The sequence below is a fragment of the Shimia aestuarii genome (assembly GCF_022814865.1).
Classification (GTDB): domain Bacteria; phylum Pseudomonadota; class Alphaproteobacteria; order Rhodobacterales; family Rhodobacteraceae; genus Shimia; species Shimia aestuarii_A.
The window spans coordinates 235,522-256,051 of sequence record NZ_JAKVRD010000002.1; the positions used below are offsets into that span (position 1 = coordinate 235,522).

At 62.3% G+C, this 20,530-nt stretch carries 21 protein-coding genes; 8 read left to right on the forward strand and 13 right to left on the reverse strand.

Annotated elements, in window-relative coordinates; all coding sequences use genetic code 11:
* The first annotated feature begins 58 nt into the window (after nucleotides 1–58).
* Nucleotides 59–955 (forward strand): EamA family transporter RarD, encoded by an 897-nt coding sequence (rarD, locus tag MK745_RS03275; RefSeq protein ID WP_243611833.1) that lies wholly within the window; start codon nucleotides 59–61, stop codon nucleotides 953–955.
* Here rarD and MK745_RS03280 read toward each other — a convergent pair.
* The 3 genes from MK745_RS03280 to MK745_RS03290 form a co-directional block, all read right to left on the reverse strand.
* Nucleotides 906–1,652 (reverse strand): SGNH/GDSL hydrolase family protein, encoded by a 747-nt coding sequence (locus tag MK745_RS03280; RefSeq protein WP_243611834.1) that lies wholly within the window; start codon nucleotides 1,650–1,652, stop codon nucleotides 906–908. The genes rarD and MK745_RS03280 overlap by 50 nt on opposite strands.
* Nucleotides 1,653–1,655: 3 nt before the next feature.
* On the reverse strand, nucleotides 1,656–3,203 hold the full coding sequence (locus MK745_RS03285; protein WP_243611835.1) for a DUF2125 domain-containing protein: 1,548 nt from the start codon (nucleotides 3,201–3,203) through the stop codon (nucleotides 1,656–1,658).
* A gap of 90 nt (nucleotides 3,204–3,293) precedes the next feature.
* Nucleotides 3,294–3,704 carry a nuclear transport factor 2 family protein gene (locus tag MK745_RS03290; protein ID WP_243611836.1) on the reverse strand — a complete coding sequence of 137 codons (411 nt, stop codon included), beginning with the start codon at nucleotides 3,702–3,704 and terminating at the stop codon, nucleotides 3,294–3,296.
* Between the two features lie 96 nt (nucleotides 3,705–3,800).
* Between MK745_RS03290 and MK745_RS03295 the strand changes: the two genes are divergently transcribed.
* The gene (locus MK745_RS03295) at nucleotides 3,801–4,457 is read left to right on the forward strand and encodes an RluA family pseudouridine synthase (protein ID WP_243611837.1); all 657 of its coding nucleotides are present in this window, start codon (nucleotides 3,801–3,803) and stop codon (nucleotides 4,455–4,457) included.
* A gap of 75 nt (nucleotides 4,458–4,532) precedes the next feature.
* Here the strand turns inward: MK745_RS03295 and MK745_RS03300 are convergent, their stop codons facing one another.
* Nucleotides 4,533–5,384: an alpha-1,2-fucosyltransferase gene (locus MK745_RS03300; protein WP_243611838.1), complete on the reverse strand. Its 852-nt coding sequence runs from the start codon at nucleotides 5,382–5,384 to the stop codon at nucleotides 4,533–4,535.
* A 133-nt stretch (nucleotides 5,385–5,517) separates the two neighbouring features.
* Between MK745_RS03300 and MK745_RS03305 the strand changes: the two genes are divergently transcribed.
* Nucleotides 5,518–6,189, forward strand: a complete 672-nt coding sequence (locus MK745_RS03305) for an FkbM family methyltransferase (RefSeq protein ID WP_243611839.1) — start codon at nucleotides 5,518–5,520, stop codon at nucleotides 6,187–6,189.
* A gap of 55 nt (nucleotides 6,190–6,244) precedes the next feature.
* On the opposite strand, the gene MK745_RS03310 is transcribed toward MK745_RS03305, so the two are convergent.
* The gene (locus MK745_RS03310) at nucleotides 6,245–7,675 is read right to left on the reverse strand and encodes an aldehyde dehydrogenase family protein (protein WP_243611840.1); all 1,431 of its coding nucleotides are present in this window, start codon (nucleotides 7,673–7,675) and stop codon (nucleotides 6,245–6,247) included.
* A gap of 231 nt (nucleotides 7,676–7,906) precedes the next feature.
* On the opposite strand from MK745_RS03310, the gene MK745_RS03315 reads away from it, so the two are divergent.
* The gene (locus tag MK745_RS03315; RefSeq protein WP_243611841.1) at nucleotides 7,907–8,560 is read left to right on the forward strand and encodes a peroxiredoxin; all 654 of its coding nucleotides are present in this window, start codon (nucleotides 7,907–7,909) and stop codon (nucleotides 8,558–8,560) included.
* A gap of 58 nt (nucleotides 8,561–8,618) precedes the next feature.
* Here MK745_RS03315 and MK745_RS03320 read toward each other — a convergent pair whose 3' ends face one another.
* Nucleotides 8,619–9,338, reverse strand: a complete 720-nt coding sequence (locus MK745_RS03320; protein WP_243611842.1) for a glycosyltransferase family 25 protein — start codon at nucleotides 9,336–9,338, stop codon at nucleotides 8,619–8,621.
* An 83-nt stretch (nucleotides 9,339–9,421) separates the two neighbouring features.
* Entirely contained in the window at nucleotides 9,422–11,563 is a 2,142-nt protein-coding gene (pnp, locus tag MK745_RS03325) for a polyribonucleotide nucleotidyltransferase (protein WP_243611843.1), read from the reverse strand.
* Nucleotides 11,564–11,886: 323 nt separating this feature from the next.
* On the opposite strand from pnp, the gene MK745_RS03330 reads away from it, so the two are divergent.
* Nucleotides 11,887–12,612, forward strand: coding sequence for an SGNH/GDSL hydrolase family protein (locus MK745_RS03330; protein ID WP_243611844.1), 726 nt, complete (start codon nucleotides 11,887–11,889; stop codon nucleotides 12,610–12,612).
* 76 nt (nucleotides 12,613–12,688) lie between these two features.
* Here the strand turns inward: MK745_RS03330 and rpsO are convergent, their stop codons facing one another.
* From rpsO to rbfA, 5 genes are all read right to left on the reverse strand, one after another.
* A complete protein-coding gene (rpsO, locus tag MK745_RS03335; protein ID WP_243611845.1) occupies nucleotides 12,689–12,958 on the reverse strand; it encodes a 30S ribosomal protein S15 in 270 nt (89 codons plus the stop codon).
* A 169-nt stretch (nucleotides 12,959–13,127) separates the two neighbouring features.
* The gene (locus MK745_RS03340) at nucleotides 13,128–14,141 is read right to left on the reverse strand and encodes a calcium-binding protein (RefSeq protein WP_243611846.1); all 1,014 of its coding nucleotides are present in this window, start codon (nucleotides 14,139–14,141) and stop codon (nucleotides 13,128–13,130) included.
* A 100-nt stretch (nucleotides 14,142–14,241) separates the two neighbouring features.
* Nucleotides 14,242–14,754 carry a DUF1643 domain-containing protein gene (locus MK745_RS03345; protein WP_243611847.1) on the reverse strand — a complete coding sequence of 171 codons (513 nt, stop codon included), beginning with the start codon at nucleotides 14,752–14,754 and terminating at the stop codon, nucleotides 14,242–14,244.
* Nucleotides 14,751–15,656: a tRNA pseudouridine(55) synthase TruB gene (gene truB, locus MK745_RS03350; RefSeq protein WP_243611848.1), complete on the reverse strand. Its 906-nt coding sequence runs from the start codon at nucleotides 15,654–15,656 to the stop codon at nucleotides 14,751–14,753. The genes MK745_RS03345 and truB overlap by 4 nt, the downstream gene beginning before the upstream one ends.
* A gap of 113 nt (nucleotides 15,657–15,769) precedes the next feature.
* Nucleotides 15,770–16,180, reverse strand: coding sequence for a 30S ribosome-binding factor RbfA (gene rbfA, locus MK745_RS03355; RefSeq protein ID WP_243611849.1), 411 nt, complete (start codon nucleotides 16,178–16,180; stop codon nucleotides 15,770–15,772).
* 134 nt (nucleotides 16,181–16,314) lie between these two features.
* On the opposite strand from rbfA, the gene dapB reads away from it, so the two are divergent.
* The gene (dapB, locus tag MK745_RS03360) at nucleotides 16,315–17,124 is read left to right on the forward strand and encodes a 4-hydroxy-tetrahydrodipicolinate reductase (RefSeq protein ID WP_243611850.1); all 810 of its coding nucleotides are present in this window, start codon (nucleotides 16,315–16,317) and stop codon (nucleotides 17,122–17,124) included.
* A 7-nt stretch (nucleotides 17,125–17,131) separates the two neighbouring features.
* Here dapB and MK745_RS03365 read toward each other — a convergent pair whose 3' ends face one another.
* On the reverse strand, nucleotides 17,132–17,341 hold the full coding sequence (locus MK745_RS03365) for a DUF1674 domain-containing protein (protein WP_243611851.1): 210 nt from the start codon (nucleotides 17,339–17,341) through the stop codon (nucleotides 17,132–17,134).
* Nucleotides 17,342–17,415: 74 nt separating this feature from the next.
* Here MK745_RS03365 and MK745_RS03370 point away from each other — a divergent pair, with 74 nt between their 5' ends.
* Both MK745_RS03370 and MK745_RS03375 read left to right on the forward strand, forming a co-directional pair.
* Nucleotides 17,416–18,684 (forward strand): RsmB/NOP family class I SAM-dependent RNA methyltransferase, encoded by a 1,269-nt coding sequence (locus MK745_RS03370; RefSeq protein ID WP_243611852.1) that lies wholly within the window; start codon nucleotides 17,416–17,418, stop codon nucleotides 18,682–18,684.
* Between the two features lie 100 nt (nucleotides 18,685–18,784).
* Nucleotides 18,785–20,530, forward strand: a complete 1,746-nt coding sequence (locus MK745_RS03375; protein WP_243611853.1) for a heparinase II/III family protein — start codon at nucleotides 18,785–18,787, stop codon at nucleotides 20,528–20,530.

The following is a 20,530-nucleotide window of genomic DNA, read 5'->3' on the forward strand; positions in this document are numbered from 1 at the left end:
AGCATGGTGTGGTTCGCGAAAAGGCTGGCATAAAGCGCGGACGTAACGAGGACCACCCATGTCACAGCCCACCAACAGCGATACGCCACAAGGCCTTGTCTATGCCATTACAGCCTATGTGCTTTGGGGGTTCCTGCCGCTCTACATGAAGGGCGTGGCGCATGTGCCGTCGGTCGAGATCGTGGCGCACCGGGTGATCTGGTCCGTGCCGGTGGCGGGGGCGCTCTTGATCGCGCTCGGACGGACGCGGGATTTGCGCGAGGCGCTCCAGAGCCCGCGGATGCTTGCCATGGCGTGCCTCACTGCGGCGCTCGTGTCGATGAACTGGGCGATCTATGTCTGGGCGATTGCCTCGGGCCATGCGATCGACGCGGCGCTTGGATATTACATCAACCCGCTCTTTAGCATTCTCCTTGGCGCAGTGCTTCTTGGTGAGCGCCCCTCACGCGCGCAGATCGTCGCCATTGCGCTTGCTGCGCTGGGCGTGATCGTTCTCATTTTAGAGGCGGGCGAGGTGCCCATCGTGGCGCTTGGATTGATGCTCACATGGGGGTTCTACGCGCTGTTCAAGAAGTCCCTGCCGATTGGCCCGAACCAAGGCTTTCTCCTCGAGGTGCTTATCCTGACGCCCGTGGCACTCGCCTATCTCGGCTGGCTCGGCGCGACGGGGCAGAGCGCCTTTGGCGGCACAACCTATGACACGCTGATGCTCATGGGGGCGGGGATCGTCACGGCGGTGCCGCTTCTGTTTTATGCCAATGGGGCCAAGCAGGTGCGCCTATCGACCATCGGAATTCTTCAGTATATCGCGCCGACGATGATTTTCCTGACGGCGGTGTTCGTCTTTGGGGAAAAGATCGACCAAGGCCGCGCGATGGCCTTCCCACTGATCTGGGCGGCGCTTGTCATCTATTCCTGGTCGATGTTGCGCCAGATGCGGCGCAGCCGTCTTTGAGGATCTCCGTGGCGAGCATCTCGGACCAGAGCGCGTAGGCCGCCTCTGAAGGATGAAACCCGTCGCGCGCCACGAGATGGGGTTCGAAAGGCAAGGCAAGGGGCAAGTGCGAAACTTCTTCGCGCTCTGAGGCCAGTCGGGCCAGTTCCGCATCAAGCCGCGCCGCCTGTTGACCAAGCACCCAGCGCAGGGGCTGGGGCAGGAGCGGGAAATGCTGCATCGGCGGCACGCCGGAAAGGACAAAGCGCCCGACGCCGTGACGCGCGCGCAAGGCGTCCATGAGGGCGATCTGGCGGGCGCGGAATGTCCTGGGCGCAGTCAGGCGGGTGGTGTCGTTCACGCCATGGATCAGAAGGGCCAGATCAAAAGGCCGGTCGGGCAGCTTCGGACGTTTGGCCAGTGAGGTCTTGGTGGTAGCGCTGGTTTCTCCCTCGAGATGCCAGTCGAGTGTGACATGGGCCGACAGTGCGCGGGCGAGGCAGCCAGAGAGCGCGGTGTCTTGTGTCTCGGCCCCAACACCGGCGGCAGAGCTATCCCCAAGGATCAACAGGCGCAGAAGAGGGCCGGTGCCACGCGTTCCAGAGCGGGGACCGGGCGGTTCGGGAAGGCGTTCAGCCCGCAGGCCGACCCAAAGCGCCTGCGCCGCCAGGAGCGGCGCAAGCGGGTATCTCAGGAGGCGGTCAGCCTCAACCGCCATGGATCAGCGCAGCCGCATACCGTTGTTGAGCACCTGACCATCCGGCGTTACCTCAAGCACCGTGATGCGCGCGTCTTCGCCGCCTTCCGGGTCGTTGGCGCTAAACATGCCGAGCATCATCAGGCCGCCGTTGATCTGATCCTCGGGCATGCCGAGTTTCACAAGCTTCTGCGCCAGAGCGTTGAGTCCCTTGGCGCGCAGGGTCAGCTTGCCTTCGGGGCGCGGCAGGCCGTCAAAGCTCTGAAGGTCGGTAAGGTCAAAGGTAAACGCTCCTTCGCCCGTCACCTCGGCCCCGGCGGCGGAAATGCGCAGCTTGTTAAGTTGGGCGCTTTCGGGTTCGACGGGTAGGCCGGAGAGTGCATCAACCGCGGATTCGACATTGGCGAAGTCGAGCCATTCGACACGGTGACGGATATCTGCGGTGAGCTCGAGGCTCAGATCAGCAGGATCACGCGGCAGGATGCCGGTCGGATCGAACATGCCCCAGAGTGTCTCATCCGGTGAAAGGCCCACGAGGTCGAGCTTGACCTCGGCGGGGGCGAAAGCGTCTTCCATGAGAAGCGGCGCGCGCATGGTGCCGGACACCGAGTCGATGTTGGCGCCAAACATCATGCCGCCCATCGTCGGCATTTCGATCTCGAGGCGCAGATCTTCGGAGGGGCCTTCGATCAGGACGCCCGTGTCATCAAGCGAGAAGGTGGTCGCATAAGAGGCGGCCGTGACACGCTGGCGGGCGATCACCGCGCCGTCCTTGGCCGAGACCTGATCGGTGCGATACCCGGTCACGTCGGCGGTGCCAATCGCGGACAAACCGGAACGCAGCGCAGAGGCGAGGTTCACGAGGTCGATACCGCCTGCGGGGATCACCGTCTTGCCTTCGGCGGTCAGGCTATCGCCGCCCGAGCTGCTCTTGACTTCGACGCGACCATCCTCGTCCTCGAGAGACATGGACTGGCTGGCGGTGAATTCATGCGCGCCGATCGAGATACGCGAGTCGGCCTTGAGGCCGGACGCAAGGGTTTGCGCCGAGCTGCCCGTCACATCAGCCAGAAAACCGCTTGCGCTATAGCTCTCGAGGCCTTCGGGCAGGTTCGGCACATCGAGTTCCACGCCGATCCGGTCGGCGGCATAGTCGAACGTGATCTCGCCGGGTTGGCCAGAGGCCGTGCTGACGAAGTCTTTGAGCGTCAGATTGATGTCGCCACCAAAGGTCTCACCCTCTTTCGAGGTGTAGGTTACCTTCACCATCATCTCGGACGGATAGAGGAGTGTCACAGTGCCTCCGGATCCTTCGCGAAACTGCACGGCGCCAAGATCAAGATCGAGCTTGCCCGCGTCAAAGGGCAGGTCGAGGGCGAAATTCATGTCGCTGACGCTCAGGGTATCGCCTTGCTCGGAAGTCGCGCCCTCGAGCGTGCCGCCGTAGAGCGTGGAGACATCCTTGAAATGCTGCCAGACATCCGCCGGGGCGAGATCGGCAAGGGCAGCGCCGGGCAGGAGGGTCGCTCCGAAAAGAACGGCGCGCGGCAAAGAGGCGGAGAGGACGGTCATCGGCAGAAATCCTGTAAATCACGAGGGAAACGAATACCCTCAACCTAAGATCAGGCCGGGGCATATGCAACTCTGCGGGGCGGTGCGAAATCAGCCCAGGGCGTCTCGATAGGCGAGGAAACGCGGATCGGTCGAGATGCGCGCCATCATCGCTTCGCGTAGGGCACCGATGGATTTGTAGGGACGCATGACGACCTCGAATATCTCGATCAGCCCGTCCTCGTTCAGGGTGATGAGATCGACGCCAACCGCGTCAAGATCGCCAATGCGGCATTGAAACTCGAGCGCCCAATCTTTGCCGTCGCCCATGACACGGCGATAGGAGAAATCCTCGAAAATCTGGCCGACATGGCCAAGGATCGCGGCGGTCGGTTCGGCGCCGGTCCATGTTTTGTAGTAGGTCGGCGGCATGAAGCGGCAATCGGGCGCGAGAATCTCGATGATCTTGCTGTCATCGCCCGAGGCGACGATCTCTTTCATTCGTTCGATGGTCGGGTGCATGGGGTCTCCTCCTGCCCGTAGTCTGCCCGAGCGCCGCGTCTAGGCAAGCCTGACGTCGGGTTGCCGCGCGTCGGTGTAGTCTCTATTGCAGGCGGCATGACGCTTTCTTCGGACTATACCCCGCCACAAGGCCCGCTCGACGTGCTCCACGAGGATCACGAGTTGCTCGTGGTGAACAAGCCATCCGGCCTCTTGTCCGTGCCGGGCAAGGGAGAGCATCTTGCCGACTGCCTTCTTGCGCGGGTGCAGGTGGCCTTTCCGACGGCGCTTCTTGTGCATCGGCTTGATCGCGATACGTCAGGTGTCATGGTCTTTGGCCTGACCCCCCATGCGCAGCGTCACCTTGGGCTTCAGTTTGAGAAGCGCATGACCAAGAAAACCTATGTCGCGCGCGTCGATGGGCGGCTCGAGCCAAAGCAAGGCACGGTGGACCTGCCGCTGATCGTCGATTGGGAGCGCCGCCCGCGCCAGAGGGTCGATCACGAGAACGGCAAACAGGCGGTCACGGATTGGCGCGTGGTGAAATACGGCGAAGACGAGACCCGCGTGCGGCTCATGCCGAAGACCGGGCGCAGCCACCAGCTTCGGGTGCATATGCTTGCAATGGGGCATGTGATCCTAGGCGATCCGCTCTATGCCGAAGGCGAGGCGTTGAGCCGGGTGGACCGTCTGATGCTGCATTCCGAGGAATTGCGCTTGCGCCATCCCGATGGCGGAAATGGCATGCGGTTTCGGGCCAAGGCGCCGTTCTAAGCGGGGCTAGGGGCTTTGCCCCTCTTGGCCGCGGGGCGGCCAATTCACCCCAGGATATTTGCGGCAAGAGGAAGATCACGCCTCGGCGTGGATCGTTTTCCAGGTGGCGGGCAGAATATCGGGATTCTTCATCGACGCGACCGCGAACCACGGCGAGGGCGCGGTGACGATCTTGGCAGGGTTGTCGTTGAGCCACGCGCCCCACCAGCTAAAGGAGCTGTTGGCGATGATGTTGTGGTCGCAAAGGCTCATCAGGCGCAGGTCTTCGTAGTCCGTCGCCGGGCCATTGAGATCGACCACGATCTTTTCGCAAGGCAAAGGCAGGTTCGCCTTGGCCCAGTCGGGATCATCGGAGAAGACAAACACTGTCGGGGCGTCCTTGAGCCCTGCCGTGATGTGGGCCAGTGCGGCGTTGTAATAGGCCTCGGAACAGACCCCATGCGCCCCAAGCGCGAGGTAGTCGCCGCGCCGCACATGCAGCGAAACAGCCGTGGTCGTCGCGATCTTGTTGGCAATGGCGGCGTTTTCCGGTGAAGGGGCGGGCACAGGGCGGAACACGGTGCGGATATGATCCGCGACGGGGGCGAAATAGCGCTCGGACTGCCAATAGCCGTGCAGGTAGGTGCCATCGCCCCATGTCGCGAAACCGGGGTTGTAGCCAAGTCCGTCCTCGCGCTGAAACCGGGGATTGCGCCCGAGCGCCCGCCAGAGGCCATAGCGCAGGGCGCTTTCGTGTTTCGCGGGGGGCAGCGCCTTGGGGGGTGCGAGATCAAGGTCGAACACTTCGGTCAGGCGGCGGGTGCCGCGATGGTCGATCACCCGGAAATCCATCGCCAGATCGGTGCCAAGCCGCGCTGCGAGCGCCTTGCCTGCGGCATATTGGAACATCTGGTTGCCGAGGCCCCCGAAAGCGCGTGCGAAGATCATTGTCAGCCTGCCTTCCTATGGCGTAATACAAGGGCTTGTCGGCGCGTGTCGCGAAAAGCCCGAAGGAACGGGTTTGCACGATCCGCTTTAGCAAAACCCGCCTTGAACAGCGAGGTGGAAAACGGGGGCAGGGATGAGTATTGGCAGCGAGTTGCGGAAAGCCTGGCGGATCCTGACCGATCCGGCCTATCGCGTGTTCCGAGCGGATTACAAAGCGTTCCGGGCGGCGCATGGGCGTGGCACACCGGAGAGCTACACCGGCCTTTTGCCGGGCGATGTCGTGCTCGACGTTGGCGGCTATCATGGCGACTGGGCCGAGGCGATGGCGGCGCGCTATGCCGTCAAGGTCCATGTGTTCGAGCCGCACCCCCGGTTTGCCGAGATGATCGCGGATCGTTTCGCCGGACGTGAGGACGTGGTCGCGCATGGTTTTGCCATTGGCAGCAGCAATTGCGAATTGACCCTGTCGGACGATGAGAACGCCTCTTCCGCCTTTGTCACGGACGGGCCAACTGCCAAGGGCGTCGTGCGCGATGTACGCGAGGCGTTTGATGAGCTTGGGATAGAGCGCGTGGCGGTGGCGAAGATCAACATCGAGGGCGGGGAATACGATCTTCTTCCTGCGCTGATCGACGCCGGTCTGATTGACCGCTTCGACCGTCTCACCGTGCAGTTCCACAAGTTCAGCGAAGGCGACAGGGCGCGGCGCGATGCGATCCGCGAAGATCTCGCCAAGACCCATGATTGCGTCTGGTGCTACCCGTTCATCTGGGAAGAATGGCACCGGCAGGGGCTTGGCGTCTGAGCAAAGAAAAACGCCGGGGAAAGCCCCGGCGTTCTTGTTTTCCTGAAGGGGGGGATCATTCCCACGGACAGCCCGAGATCGCCTTGACCTCGCAGAATTCCTCGATCCCCCAGAGACCGCCTTCGCGCCCATTGCCGGACTGTTTGTAGCCCCCAAAGGGCGAGCCATTCTGACGGCCGACACCGTTGGTCTCGACCATGCCGGAGCGCACGGCGCGGGCCACGCGCAGGCGTTTGGCGTCATCGCCGCTCTGGATGTAGTTGGTCAGGCCATAGACCGTATCATTGGCCATGCTGATCGCCTCTTCCTCGCTATCGAAAGGCGACATGGCGAGAACCGGGCCAAAGATTTCTTCGCGGTAGATCGTCATGTCCGGGGTCACGTCGGCAAAGACGGTCGGGCGCACGTAATAGCCCTTGTTGACGCCCTCGGGACGGCCAAGGCCCCCCGCAACAAGGGTCGCGCCTTCCTTGATGCCAACCTCGATCAGGCCTTGGATCTTGTTGAACTGGGCCTCCGAGACGACCGGGCCGATATGGCGGCCGCTTTCGCTTGTCGGGCCGACCTGCGTCGCCTCGGCGGTGGCTTTGGCTTCTTCGACGGCTTGGGCATAGCGGTCCCGTTCGACAAGCATCCGGGTCGGCGCGTTGCAGGACTGGCCCGTGTTGTTCATGCAGTGTTGCACGCCGCGCTTGACCGCCTTCTCGTCGGCATCGGCAAAGACGATATTGGCGCCCTTTCCGCCAAGTTCGAGGCTGACACGCTTGAGCGTATCGGCAGCGGCCTTGGAAATCGCGATCCCGGCGCGGGTCGAGCCGGTGAAGGACACCATATCGACATCCGGGTGCGCGGAGAGCTGTGAGCCGACGCCGACGCCATCGCCGTTGACGAGGTTGAAGACGCCTGCCGGAATGCCCGCGTCATGCACCATCTCGGCAAAGAGAAGCGACGAAAGCGGCGCGATCTCGGACGGCTTGAGAACCACGGTGCAGCCCACGGCCAGCGCCGGGAACACCTTGAGCACGACTTGGTTCATCGGCCAGTTCCATGGCGTGATGAGCGCGCAGACGCCGATCGGCTCAAGACGGGTGCGGTCGACCTCTTTATAGGGGGTTTCGGCCTCGAAATCGGCCAGTGCCTCGAGGAAGCCGGCCATGTGCCACGCCCCTGCGCCCCATTGACCATTGGTCGCGAGATCAACCGGCGCGCCCATCTCAAGGCGCATTGCCTCGGCCATGTCGTCGCGGCGCTCTTTGTAGATCTTCGACAGCTTCTTCAGAAGTGCGATCCGTTCGCTCATCTCGAGCGCGGCCCAACCGGGGAAGGCCGTTTTCGCGGCGGCGACGGCGGCGTCGGTATCGGCTTGGTCCCCGAGGGAAATCACCGCGCAGGTGTCTTCGGTTGCGGGGTCAATCACGTCCATATCGCGCGGGGCTGCCGGGTCTACCCAGGCACCATTGATATAGAATTGGCGTTTCTCGATCATCGGGGTCTCTCCATCCATTTGCGCACAGTTTGACAGCGCCCCAAATCGCTCGCAAGGCTTGGTCACGCCGCGTCACAAATATTTTGATCAAATCATTGTGGTGATGCCTTGTTCGCGACATTGTGTCCCGATAAGCGGGAAATAGAACAGGGCGCCTATACATTGCCTGTTTAGAATGTATCTAAACAAGCAAAGGCCACCACGAACTTAACAACTTCAGGAGATCTCCACATGGGTCTGCGCATCAATGACATCGTCCCGAACTTCACCGCGGAAACCGATCACGGCACGATCACGTTCCATGACTGGATCGGCGACAGCTGGGCCATTCTCTTCTCGCACCCGAAAGACTTTACCCCGGTCTGCACGACCGAGTTCGGCGCTGTTGCACAGCTTGCCGACGAATGGGAACAGCGCGGCGCCAAGGTCATTGGTCTCTCGGTCGATAGCGCCGATGAGCACGTGAAATGGAAAGCCGACATTGAAGGCTATGCCGACGCAAAAGCGGGCTTCCCGATCATCGCTGATGAATCGCTCGAAGTGTCCAAAGCGTTCGACATGCTTCCGGCCGAAGCCTACCTTCCCGATGGCCGCACCGCTGCCGACTCTGCCTCGGTGCGTTCGGTGTTCATCATCTCGCCGGATAAGAAAGTTCAGCTCATCATGACCTACCCGATGTCGGTTGGTCGTAACTTTGCCGAAGTGCTGCGCGCCCTTGATGGCCTTCAGCGTACCTGGCAGCAGCCGCTCGCGACCCCGGCAAACTGGACCACTGGTCAGGACGTGATCGTGGCGCTTGGCCTCAACGATGAGGAAGCCAAAGCGAAATACGGTGAATTCGACGCAAAACTGCCGTACCTGCGCTTTGCCAAGAACCCCTCGTAAGTCCGGGTTTCAGGCGTGAATTGAAAGGCGGGGGCTGCGGCCCTCGCCTTTTCTTTTGTCAGGTGGTTTGTGGATGCTTGGCGATGGCGCGACGATAGCGTGCACGCAGAACCTCGGCGCGAAGTTTTTGGCCAAGACTGCGGGATTTGCTCTGCACGGTTGAGCCGGCGCTGGGAAAAACCTTCTCGGAGCAGCCATTGGGCAAGATGGTTTCGATGGTCTGTCCCGACACCCAATGCATTTGCAGGAAGCTATCCACGGGGCGGTCGATCTGCTCGGTGCAAGACAGCAGCCGTTTCGCCGCTGCGCGCCCGACAAGCTGTGCGGTGGTCTGAAGCCCGATGCGGCGCGGGGTAAAGAGCGTGAGAGCGTCTTCGCGATCCGACACCTGTGTGACCGGCTCGCGGTCTTTCGGGGGGATGCGGATGAACCGTTCGGGATCGGCGTGCCGCTCAAGTAGGCGCAAGAGGGCGTCGCGCCTCGCAGGGTCGATTTCGAGATCATCCTCTACAATCAAGGCCGCGTCCCAGCCTGCGTCCACAATCCGCTGCCACGCTTTGCGATGGCTCAGGAAACAGCCGATCTCGCCCCCGGCAATCGGAAACGGGTAGCGCGGCTTGAAAAGCGTGCCGGGTCGCACATCGACCGTTGCCTGCACCTCAGGCAGGCGCCCATCCACCGCCTCGAGCACTTCTGCCCCCGGCAGATCGGTCAGCAAACGCTCCACGGTCTCGCGGCGTGCGGTGCTTTCGGACATATGGATGATGAGGCTATGCATGTCTGCGTCTTACTCTTGCCCCGGCCAAAGAAAAAGCCCCGACCGCGTGGGCCGGGGCTTTCCTATCGCTTGGAAGGAGAGGATTAGTCCTCTTTCTTCTCGCGTTTTTCCTGAGCGATCTCTTCGCCGGTTTCCTGATCGACGACTTTCATCGACAGGCGGACCTTGCCGCGATCATCAAAGCCAAGCAGCTTCACTTTGACTTCCTGACCTTCCTTGAGAACGTCCGACGGATGGTTCAGGCGGCGGTTCTCGATCTGGCTCACGTGGACGAGGCCGTCCCGCTTGCCGAAGAAGTTCACGAAGGCGCCGAAGTCGACGATCTTCACGACCGTGCCGGTGTAGATCTCACCAACTTCCGGCTCAGCCACGATCGCGTGGATCATGTCATAGGCTTTCTGAATGGCTTCACCGTTCGGCGAGGCGATCTTGATGATGCCTTCGTCGTTGATGTCGACCTTGGCGCCGGACACTTCCACGATCTCGCGGATGACCTTACCGCCCGAGCCGATCACTTCGCGGATCTTGTCGGTCGGAATCTGCATCGTTTCGATACGCGGTGCGTGGACAGAGAAGTCCGCAGCGCCCGAAAGCGCCTTGTTCATCTCGCCAAGGATATGCATCCGGCCGTCTTTCGCCTGGGCGAGGGCCTTCTCCATGATCTCGGGCGTGATGCCTGCGACCTTGATGTCCATCTGCAGCGAGGTGATGCCGTTCTCGGTCCCTGCGACCTTGAAGTCCATGTCGCCGAGGTGATCCTCGTCGCCAAGGATGTCGGTCAGGATTGCGTAGTCGCCGCTCTCCTCGAGGATCAGGCCCATCGCCACACCGGCCACGGCCGATTTGAGCGGCACACCCGCATCCATCATCGACAGCGAGCCGCCACAGACCGACGCCATCGACGACGAGCCGTTGGATTCGGTGATCTCCGACACGATACGGATCGTGTAGGGGAAATCCGTTGCCGCAGGCAGAACCGCCTGAAGCGCGCGCCATGCGAGTTTGCCGTGACCGATCTCACGGCGACCCGGAGGGCCCACGCGACCCGCTTCACCGACCGAGTAGGGCGGGAAGTTGTAGTGCAGCAGGAAGTTCGATTTGAAGTTGCCGTGCAGCGCGTCGATGAACTGTTCGTCGTCGCCGGTGCCGAGCGTGGTCACCACGAGACCCTGGGTCTCGCCACGGGTGAACAGCGCCGAACCGTGGGTCCGCGGCAGCAGGCCGGTTTCGCAGACGATGTCACGCACCTTGTCGAGCGGGCGCCCGTCGATGCGCTTGCCGTCGTTGACGACAGAGCCGCGCAGGATCGAGGACTCGAGCTTTTTCAGCGCGGAGCCAAGGTTGGCATCCTCTTGCTGTTCTTCGCTCAGAGCTTCGATGATGGCTTGCTTGGCAGCAGCAACAGCGGCGGTGCGCTCCTGCTTGTCAAGGATCGCATAGGCGGCCTTCATCTGATCTTCGCCCGCGGCTTTCACGGCCTCGAACAGATCGGCGTAATCCGGCGGTTGGAAGTCGAACGGCTCTTTCGCGGCTTCTTCGGCGAGCGAGATGATCAGGTCGATGACCGGTTGAATCTGCTCATGTGCGAAGGTCACGGCGCCAAGCATCTCGGCTTCGGTAAGCTCGTAAGCTTCCGATTCAACCATCATGACGGCGTCTTTGGTGCCGGCGACGACGAGGTCGAGACGCTGGTCAGGGTTGTTGCGCAGATCCTGCATGTCGTCCACGGTCGGGTTCAGGACGTACTCGCCATCCTCGAAACCAACGCGGGCACCGGCGATCGGGCCCATGAACGGTGCGCCAGAGATGGTCAGCGCGGCCGAAGCGGCAATCATGGCAACGATGTCAGGATCGTTGACGAGATCGTGGCTCAGCACGGTGCACATCACGAGGACTTCGTTCTTGAAGCCGGGCACGAACAGCGGGCGGATCGGACGGTCGATCAGGCGCGCGGTCAGGGTTTCTTTCTCCGTGGGGCGGGCCTCACGTTTGAAGAAGCCGCCGGGCACCTTGCCGGCAGCGTAGTATTTTTCCTGGTAGTGGACGGTCAGGGGGAAGAAATCCTGACCCGGTTTCGGCGACTTGGCAAAAGTCACGTTGGCCATGACCGAGGTCTCGCCAAGGGTGGCGATGACCGAGCCATCGGCCTGACGGGCAACCTTGCCCGTTTCCAGCGTGAGCGTTTCTTCGCCCCACTGCATGGTCTTCTTCGTTACGTCAAACATCTAGCGTATCCTAATTGGGAGCACTCCCGGGCGTTCCCGGGTCTCCCGATTTGCATGGCGGCCCCATTGCCGCCGACCCCTTCTATCATTTCCTTCACGGTGCCGGGGTCCGGGCACCACGTCTCAGATAGCGGGGCCATATAGGAAAAAGGCCCCTTTGGAAACAGGTTTTTCCTTGTTGCCATAGTGCGCTTGCCTGTGTGGACACGCGGAAAATGGGGCGAAATTCGTGAACACTGTGTTTGCGCGAAACGGGTGGATTTTCCGCCGGGTTCTGCGGATGATGCGCGCATCGGGCAACGCTCAAGGACCAGAAGACCGCCATGAAACCCATCTATTTCGCCCTCGCTCTCGTGACGTTCGTTCTTGCGGGATGCGCCGAAACGGCCCGCGCGCCCGAGACAAGCGATACTGTGTCGCGCAACGCAAGCCCGCGCATCCTTGCCATGGGGGATAGCCTGATGGCGTGGCACGGGCTTACGGGGCAATCCATCGCCCATTCCGTCGCGCGCGAGCTTGGAGAGCCGGTGCGGAACAATGCGGTGCGTGGCGCGCATGTGCTCTATAACTTGCCGATCTCTGGCGCGATGGGCATGAAAATCGCGCGCCAGTTTGACGAAGGCGATTGGGATTGGGTCGTGTTGACCGGGGGCGGCAATGATCTTTGGCTCGGCTGTGGTTGTCGCAAATGCGAACGCAAGCTCGACAAGCTGATTTCGCGCGATGGGCGCAAGGGTGCTATTCCGGGGATGCTCGCCAAGATCCGACAGAGCGGCGCTCGCATCATCTATGTGGGCTATCTGCGCAGTCCTGGCATTGATTCCGGCGTCGATGAATGTCGCTCGGAGGGGGATGTGCTTGAGGGCCGTATCGCGCGGCTCGCTGACTATGCCGACGGTCTTTATTTCCTATCGCTTCAGGATCTCGTGCCGCATGGCGACCGGAGCTATCATGGCATCGACATGATCCACCCGTCGGTCAAGGCATCGCGCGAGATTGGCCAGCGCGTGGCCGAGTTGATCCGGCAAGAGGACGCGGCGCGCGACTGACACATCGTTGAAAGCGGCGAAACGAAAAACGCCCGCCGGAGGGGCGGGCGTTTGAAAGCTCTGTAAGCCTTGGGGCTTAGCGGCGCAGGCCAAGACGCTTGATGAGGTCTTGGTAGCGGGCTTCTTCCTTGCCCTTGAGATAGTCGAGCAGCTTACGGCGCTGAGCAACCATCTTGAGGAGGCCACGGCGACCGTGGTTGTCCTTCTTGTGGGTCTTGAAGTGCTCGGTCAGGGTCGAGATGCGCGAGGACAGGATGGCAATCTGGACCTCGGGGGAACCGGTGTCGCCCTCCTTGGTCGCGAATTCCTGCATCACGCGGGCTTTTTCTTCAGCAGTAATCGACATCGGGGTCTCCTTTAAGATTAAGGGTTAAGGGCACGAGCCGGGATGTCGTCCAGCAAGGTCCATGGAGAAATCCGCCCCGGATTCGGGACAGATGCGGGCGTATAGGCGGAATCGCTGCGAAAGAAAAGGAAAAACAAGCCCGCGCCTTTGCCACATGGGGGCGGGAAGATCAGAAACGTAGGAACTCTGCCGCGCCGGGGCTCCCCTGTGGCAAGAGCGTGATATCTGCCGGAACGAGATCGCCGCCGCCATGCACCGTCGCCACAAGCGCGCCGTTGACATAGACCGCGCCGGTGCCGGGGGTGTCTGTGCCGGTGCGGATTTCGACCTCCGGGTCCGTGCCGCCGATATCTTCGTAGAGAAGGACAAGGCTATCTTCCGCGTGGTTGTAATCCATGATCGTGGTTTCGGCACTGCCTTCTTCCCATTGCGAGAGCAGGAAGCTGTCCATTCCGTCGCCGCCATCGGCATAGTCGCCAGCACCGGCAAGGATGACATCGTCGCCATCGCCACCGTTGAGGAAATCGACCGCGCCTTCGTCGCCGGTTCCGTCGACAAGGTCGTTGCCGTCACCGCCAAAGAGCACGTCCGCGCCGGCCCCACCGATGAGCGTGTCGTCCTCTTCGCGCCCATGCAGAACATCATCGCCTGCACCGCCATCAAGCGCGTCGTGGCCGAAGCCGCCGATCAGGGAATCCTCTCCCGCGCCGCCATCGAGCAGGTCATCACCGGAATGACCAAAGAGCGTATCCGCGCCATCCTCGCCCTCAAGGTGATCAGTCCCGGCTTCGCCATGAAGGAGGTCGTCGCCGCCGCCGCCCATCAGGCTATCATCGCCCTCGTCGCCATAGAGGTGATCCTCGCCCAACATACCCGCGAGCGTGTCATCACCCTTGTCGCCATTGATCTGATCGTCCCCATCGCCGCCCGTGATCGTCTCGTCGCCCTCCTCTCCGGCGATGATCTGATCCTCGGCAAGCGGATCCTCTTCGGGGAGGTCTGTTTCGATTGGCTCAGACACGGAGTCGAGCAGGCTCGTCTCGTCGCCGGGGTCCACCTCGGCGGTGTCCTCTTCGGGGAGTGCGGCCTCATCGGCCTCGTCCCCGCCATCGTCAAAGTCAAATGTCATGATGGCCGCCGTTCCGGCAGCCATGATCCCGATCAGGCCCGCAAGCATAAACATCGCAAAACTCCACACTGCCCCACGCGATTGGGCCAGATTCCGCGCGCTGCGTAAATTACTTTTGAAAACAATGGTTAACGTGCCGTTAACGGGGACACTCTTAGGCGAGATCCCAGGGTGTCGGCTGGGTCGCGTAGGCGATGTAGAGCGGGTGGCGCGGATGTCCTGCCTTGGTCACACCGAGGCAATGGATCGGCCGCCCCGTCGCGCGCAGCACGTCGCGCATTGCTACGCCTTGTCCGAGGTGATCCCCATGCGCCCCCCACCCGGCGACGATCACATCGGCCCAGTCGCAGGCCTCGGCCACCGCGCGGTCGTTCTCTGGGCCTTGCGGCGCAGGATGGGCGCGTAGTTTCTTCGGGTCCGTCTCGCGCAGGGCGAAAATATTCACCGCGCGAAAGCCGCCAAAGCCAAGCGCCCGCGCACGGCGCTCGCAGCGTTCGATCGTCGGATCGTTCTGCGCTTCGGTCGCCTTGGAAGGGTTCAGCATGATGAAGGCCACGCGCTTGCCTTCCGGATCCCAGACGCGGGTCAGGTCATAGCGATAGGTTTCGCAGTCCGAATAGCGCGCTTCGGAGGCAGCATCGTCTTTCTGAAAGCGCCGGGTGATCACAGCACGAAAACGCGGCTCGGGTGTAGCTCTCCGGCTTTGAAGGTGCCGATGGCGACGGGCGTACCCTCGAACGAGGCCCAGCATTCTTCGCCGTATTCCACGTCATGCGCGATCACCATGCCGGGGTTGCCGTTCTTGAGGCGCACCGCGCCTTCGGGGGTGCATTTGACTTCGGGCAGGTCAGCCAGCGCGGCTTCGAGGGGGCGGATATAGGGATCGAGGTCGGGCGTCTTGGCCTTGGCGTCGATCTCCTCGATGCTGATCCCGTCGGTGGCCTCAAACGGCCCGGACCAGACCCGGCGCAATTCGCGCACATGGCCGAAACAGCCGAGCGCCGCGCCAAGATCGCGCGCGATGGAGCGCACGTAGCCGCCCTTGCCGCAGGTCAGTTCGAGCGTAACGTGATCGGCATCTTCACGGTCGAGCATCACCAGCGACTCGACCCAGAGCGGGCGGGCGGCGATCTCCACATCCTCGCCATCGCGGGCGAGCTTGTAGGCGCGCTGCCCGTCGATTTTCACCGCGCTGAACTTGGGCGGGACTTGTTCGATATCGCCGACGAACTGGCCGAGCGCGGATTTGATTTCGTCATCCGTGGGGCGCGCATCGCTTGTCGCGATCACCTCGCCCTCGGCATCGTCCGTGTTCGTCGCCTGCCCGAGTCGCACGGTGAACTCGTAGCATTTGAGATCGTCGGTGATGTAGGGGACGGTCTTGGTCGCCTCGCCAAGCGCCACGGCAAGAACGCCGGTCGCCTCCGGGTCGAGCGTGCCTGCATGGCCCGCCTTCTTCGCATCGAGCGCCCAGCGCACCTTGTTGACGACAGAGGTCGATGTCATGCCCGCCGGTTTATCGACGACGAGCCAGCCGGAGATATCACGCCCCTTGCGTTTGCGTCCCATGATCTTTTGTCCCTGAATATGAGGCCGCGGGACTAGCCCAAGCGCTCTACGCTGTCAATTTGTACAGACGCGGCGCTCTGCGAGAGCGCTTATTATTGAACTAAGAGCAGGCGTTACTCTTCCTCGTCCCCATGTTCGACATCGTGGCGCACGCGTGCGTCGTTGAGCATGCGGCGGGTGTCGTCCATCTGGTCGAAGGTCTGGTCGAGTTGGAAGCGCAGGTCCGGCGTGTATTTGAGGCCGGTCTTCTTGCCGATGGCACGGCGCAGCTCGCCCTTGTTGCGGGCCAGAAGCTTGAGCACCTCGTCTTGCCCCCTACCGCCAAGCGGCAGGACATAGGCCGTCGCGATCTTGAGGTCGGGCGAGGTGCGGACCTCGCCGACGGTGATCGACATGCGGTTCAGGTCCGGATCATGCACGTCACCTTGCGCCAGCACCTCTGCAAGGGTGCGGCGGATCAATTCGCCAACGCGAAGCTGACGCTGCGAGGGGCCGGGGCCATCGTGGAACTTGTTCTTTGCCATGCGCCCCACTTATGGGTTTCGCAAGGCTTTGCCAAGCGTCGAACCATTCGCTAAACGGGTCGAAAGAGCGTCAAAAGTCGCACTGATGCGATACAGACGTCATACCGACGCGATACAGACAGAGGAATTTCGCCATGTCAGACCTTCCGGGAATCGTCATCACCGGGGCCTCGGGCCGCATGGGCCAGATGCTTATCCGCACTGTGATCGAGAGCGACAAGGCGCGGCTTGTCGGCGCGGTCGAGCGGGAAGGCCATGAGTGGATCGGTAAAGATATCGGCGAAGCCATGGGCGGCGCAGCGCTTGGCGTGACGGTGACGGATGAGCCGCTCGAGGCCTTTGCCAAGGCGCAGGCGGTGATCGACTTTACCGCGCCTGCGGCGACCCTCGAGTTTGCCAAGCTCGCCGCACAGGCCCGTGCCGTGCATGTCATCGGCACCACCGGCATGACCGACGAAGATATTGCCCAGCTTGCGCCTTGTGCGCGCCACGCGGTGATCGTGCGGGCGGGGAACATGTCTCTCGGGGTTAACTTATTGGTTCAATTGACGAAAAAGGTCGCGGCGGCGCTTGATGAGGATTTCGATATCGAGGTGATCGAGGCGCACCATCACCACAAGGTCGACGCCCCGTCGGGCACAGCATTGATGCTTGGCGAGGCAGCGGCGGAGGGGCGTGGTGTCGATCTGGACGAGGTCTCTGACCGGGGGCGCGACGGGATCACCGGCGCGCGCAAGCGGGGCGATATCGGGTTCACGGCTATTCGCGGTGGCGACATTGTGGGCGAGCATGACGTGCTATTCGCGGCGGCGGGTGAGCGGATCACCCTGCGGCACGTGGCGACGGACCGCGCGATCTTTGCTCGTGGCGCGCTCAAGGCGGCGCTTTGGGGGCAGGATCAGAAGCCCGGCGAATACGATATGATGGACGTGCTCGGCCTCTGATCCCCGATCAGAAGTCGATCGCGATTCCCTTTTTCTCCCAATCGCCATAGCGCACAGGCTCCGGCCCGTCGCGTCCGCCAAGTTCGGTCGGCATGTCCTTGGCCGCGGCATTCTTGCGCCGCTCCTCGGCTTCGGCCAATGCGCGCAGGGCTGCCGGGGGCAGGTCGCGCTTGTCTTCGGTGGGCTCGTCCGGGCGGGTTTCGGGAGACTCGGTCATCGGGGTTCCTTTCGCTCTGCCCCCTTGATATACGCGCCCGTCCCCCATGGACAAGCGACCAAAGGAGCGTCCCCATGTCCCAGACCGGTGTTCAGGCCCGCCGCAGCGCGGTTTACCTTCTCGACAAGGTGATCGGTGAGGGACGACTGATGTCCGAACTGATTGGCGCGGGCGCGCTCGACAAGCTTGAGCCGGAAGACCGTGCACGGGCACAACGCCTTGCCCTCGAGACATTGCGCGGGATGGAGCGAGCGGACCGTATCCTGCAGAAACACCTGGCGAAATACCCGCCCCTGACCGTGCGCAACGCGCTGCGCCTTGCGACGGTGGAGCTTTGCGCAGGCGGCGCTGCGCATGGCGTCGTGAACGCGGCGGTCGAGATCGTGGGGCGCAACAAACGCACGGCCTCGATGAAGGGGTTGGTCAATGCCGTTCTGCGCAAGGTCGCGGCGGATGGACAGGATATCTGGCCGACGCTGCGTGTGCCGCGCCTGCCAAAATGGCTTCGTGGGCCGTTGGTCGAAGCCTACTCGCCCGAGATTGTCGCGGCGATGGAAGCAGCGCATTTCGAAGGCGCGCCGCTTGATCTCACAGCAAAGGGCGATCAGGGCGCGCTGCAACGGTCGCTTGGCGGGGAGCTTTTGCCGACAGGGTCTGTGCGTCTGAGTGAGGCGGGGCAGGTGACGCAACTTCCGGGTTACAAGCGCGGAAGTTGGTGGGTGCAGGATGCGGCGGCGGCCCTTCCGGTGCAGGTTCTTGCGCCGAAAGAGGGCGAGCGCGTGCTCGATCTTTGCGCCGCGCCGGGCGGCAAGACGATGCAGATCGCCGCGAAGGGCGCCGAGGTCACGGCAGTGGATGATTCCGAGGCACGGATGAAACGCCTTCGCGAAAATCTCAAGCGCACACGCCTCAAGGCCGAGACGGTTGTTGGTGATGTGATGGAACAGGAGGGGCAGTGGGACGCTGTGCTTCTTGATGCGCCCTGCTCGGCGACGGGTACGATCCGGCGGCACCCGGACCTTCCCTTTGCCAAGGATGGTAGCGACATCGGGAGCTTAATCGGGTTGCAGGCCGAGATGCTTGACCATGCGCTTGGGCTTGTGAAGCCGGGTGGGCGGCTTGTCTTCTGCACCTGTTCGCTTTTGCCTGACGAGGGGGAATGCCATATCGACGATATTCTTGCACAAAGAGACGATGTGACGGTGGACCGGAGCGCGCTTGACCTGCCCGGGATCGACCCGGCTTGGATCACTGAAGAGGGCGGTTTGCGCCTGCGCCCTGACCATTGGGCCGACAAGGGCGGTATGGACGGGTTTTACGTCGCCTGCCTGCGCAAGGCGTAACTGCGCCAAAGCCTGCCCGCGCGGATTCAATCGGTGACTTCCCGCCCCCTTGGCGGTATATTCGCGGAAAACGCCAACAGGCGGGCAGAGGCAGACAAGGATGAGCAATCCCGACGGGTATTCGGCGCGGTGGACGCGTTTCATGCACCGTGTGCATGCGCGAATCAGTGCGCGTGCACGTCCGGCGACCGGCTTTACCTCCATGCCTGAACCGCGCACCATCGGCAGTTTCGCGAAAGGGCGGCAGCTTTCGGCCGGAAATTATCAGTTTGCAGGCCATCTCGCCACGACGCCCGGCACGCCGATCTGGGAAGTCGAGATCAATGATCCGGTGTTTTGGCAGGATGTGCATGGCTGTGCCTGGCTTGACGATCTCGCGGCGGTTGGTGACGCGCCAGCGCGCAAGGCCGCGCAGGAGTGGGTTTGGCTCTGGATCGACCAATATGGGCGTGGCGCTGGACCAGGGTGGACGCCAGACCTGACCGGGCGGCGGCTCATCCGCTGGATCAACCATGCTCTCTTGCTGTTGCGTGGGCAGGAACGGGACGCCTCGGAGTCCTTCTATCGCTCGCTTGGGCAGCAGACGATTTTCCTTTCCCGACGCTGGCATAAGACCCAAGCTGGTCTGCCACGGTTCGAGGCATTGACCGGGATGATCTATGCCGGGTTGGCGCTCGAAGGGATGGAAGAACATGTCGCGCCTGCCTGTCGCGGGCTGGAACGCGAATGCGCGCAGCAGGTCAACGATGAGGGCGGTATTCCAACCCGCAATCCAGAAGAGCTTCTTGAGGTCTTTACGCTTCTGACATGGGCGGCAGCGGCGTTGACCGAGGCGGGGCACACGCCCGGCCCGGCGCATGTTGGTGCCATTGAGCGGATCGCCCCAACACTGCGTACCCTGCGCCACACTGATGGCGGCCTGGCGCGATTTCATGGGGGCGGCCGGGGGCTTGAAGGGCGGCTTGACCATGCTTTGGCCGAGAGCAAGATCCGCACGCGTCAGAATGACGGGCTTGCCATGGGATTTGCCCGCCTGTCCTCGGGCCGCACCAGTATCATCATAGACGCGAGCGTACCGCCGAAGGGCCCGGCATCGGTCAATGCCCATGCCTCGACACTGGCTTTCGAGATGACGAGCGGGCGACGGCCCGTCATTGTCAACTGTGGGTCTGGCGCGAGTTTCGGTGCAGAATGGCGACGGGCCGGCCGGGCCACGCCGTCGCATTCGGCGCTCTCGCTCGATGGGTTCTCAAGCGCGCGGCTTGGTCATGGCGGGCGTGGCGGTTGGCGTGAAGAGCAACTTGTCGACGCACCGACCGATGTGCCGATCCAGTTGAGTCAGGCACCGGACGGCATTCGGTTTCAAGGTGGGCACAATGGATTCCTTGCCACCCATGGCCTCACTCATGCGCGGACGCTCGAACTTGCCTTTGAGGGGCGCGGCATGGTGGGAGAGGATTTGCTTGTGGCGCTTGAAGATGATGCCAAGCGCGCCTTCGACAACGCGCTCGACGCCCACAGCCTTCAGGGAATCCCCTACCAAATTCGATTTCACCTGCACCCCGAGACGGATTCCACCATCGACATGGGCGGCGCGGCGGTGTCGATCGCTCTCAAGAGTGGCGAGATATGGGTCTTCCGGCACGATGCGGCGGCGAATCTGACCCTCGAACCGAGTGTTTACCTCGAAAAAACACGTCTCAAGCCCCGCGCGACAAAACAAATCGTTCTATCCGGCGTCGCAATGGAGTATGCGACCCGCATCCGGTGGTCGCTGGCCAAGGCGCAGGATTCTGCGGTGGCCATTCGCGATTTGAACCGTGATGAGCTGGATTTGACAAACTGA

Coding starts and splice junctions, on each gene's coding strand:
- MK745_RS03375 (WP_243611853.1), top strand. CDS start 18,785: ATGAGCAATCCCGACGGGTATTCGGCGCGGTGGACGCGTTTCATGCAC.
- MK745_RS03300 (WP_243611838.1), bottom strand. CDS start 5,384: ATGATCTTCGCACGCGCTTTCGGGGGCCTCGGCAACCAGATGTTCCAA.
- rbfA (WP_243611849.1), bottom strand. CDS start 16,180: ATGGCAAAGAACAAGTTCCACGATGGCCCCGGCCCCTCGCAGCGTCAG.
- rpsO (WP_243611845.1), bottom strand. CDS start 12,958: ATGTCGATTACTGCTGAAGAAAAAGCCCGCGTGATGCAGGAATTCGCG.
- MK745_RS03280 (WP_243611834.1), bottom strand. CDS start 1,652: ATGGCGGTTGAGGCTGACCGCCTCCTGAGATACCCGCTTGCGCCGCTC.
- MK745_RS03295 (WP_243611837.1), top strand. CDS start 3,801: ATGACGCTTTCTTCGGACTATACCCCGCCACAAGGCCCGCTCGACGTG.
- MK745_RS03285 (WP_243611835.1), bottom strand. CDS start 3,203: ATGACCGTCCTCTCCGCCTCTTTGCCGCGCGCCGTTCTTTTCGGAGCG.
- dapB (WP_243611850.1), top strand. CDS start 16,315: ATGTCAGACCTTCCGGGAATCGTCATCACCGGGGCCTCGGGCCGCATG.
- MK745_RS03370 (WP_243611852.1), top strand. CDS start 17,416: ATGTCCCAGACCGGTGTTCAGGCCCGCCGCAGCGCGGTTTACCTTCTC.
- MK745_RS03315 (WP_243611841.1), top strand. CDS start 7,907: ATGGGTCTGCGCATCAATGACATCGTCCCGAACTTCACCGCGGAAACC.
- pnp (WP_243611843.1), bottom strand. CDS start 11,563: ATGTTTGACGTAACGAAGAAGACCATGCAGTGGGGCGAAGAAACGCTC.
- MK745_RS03365 (WP_243611851.1), bottom strand. CDS start 17,341: ATGACCGAGTCTCCCGAAACCCGCCCGGACGAGCCCACCGAAGACAAG.
- MK745_RS03305 (WP_243611839.1), top strand. CDS start 5,518: ATGAGTATTGGCAGCGAGTTGCGGAAAGCCTGGCGGATCCTGACCGAT.
- MK745_RS03290 (WP_243611836.1), bottom strand. CDS start 3,704: ATGCACCCGACCATCGAACGAATGAAAGAGATCGTCGCCTCGGGCGAT.
- MK745_RS03340 (WP_243611846.1), bottom strand. CDS start 14,141: ATGTTTATGCTTGCGGGCCTGATCGGGATCATGGCTGCCGGAACGGCG.
- truB (WP_243611848.1), bottom strand. CDS start 15,656: ATGGGACGCAAACGCAAGGGGCGTGATATCTCCGGCTGGCTCGTCGTC.
- MK745_RS03330 (WP_243611844.1), top strand. CDS start 11,887: ATGAAACCCATCTATTTCGCCCTCGCTCTCGTGACGTTCGTTCTTGCG.
- MK745_RS03320 (WP_243611842.1), bottom strand. CDS start 9,338: ATGCATAGCCTCATCATCCATATGTCCGAAAGCACCGCACGCCGCGAG.
- MK745_RS03310 (WP_243611840.1), bottom strand. CDS start 7,675: ATGATCGAGAAACGCCAATTCTATATCAATGGTGCCTGGGTAGACCCG.
- rarD (WP_243611833.1), top strand. CDS start 59: ATGTCACAGCCCACCAACAGCGATACGCCACAAGGCCTTGTCTATGCC.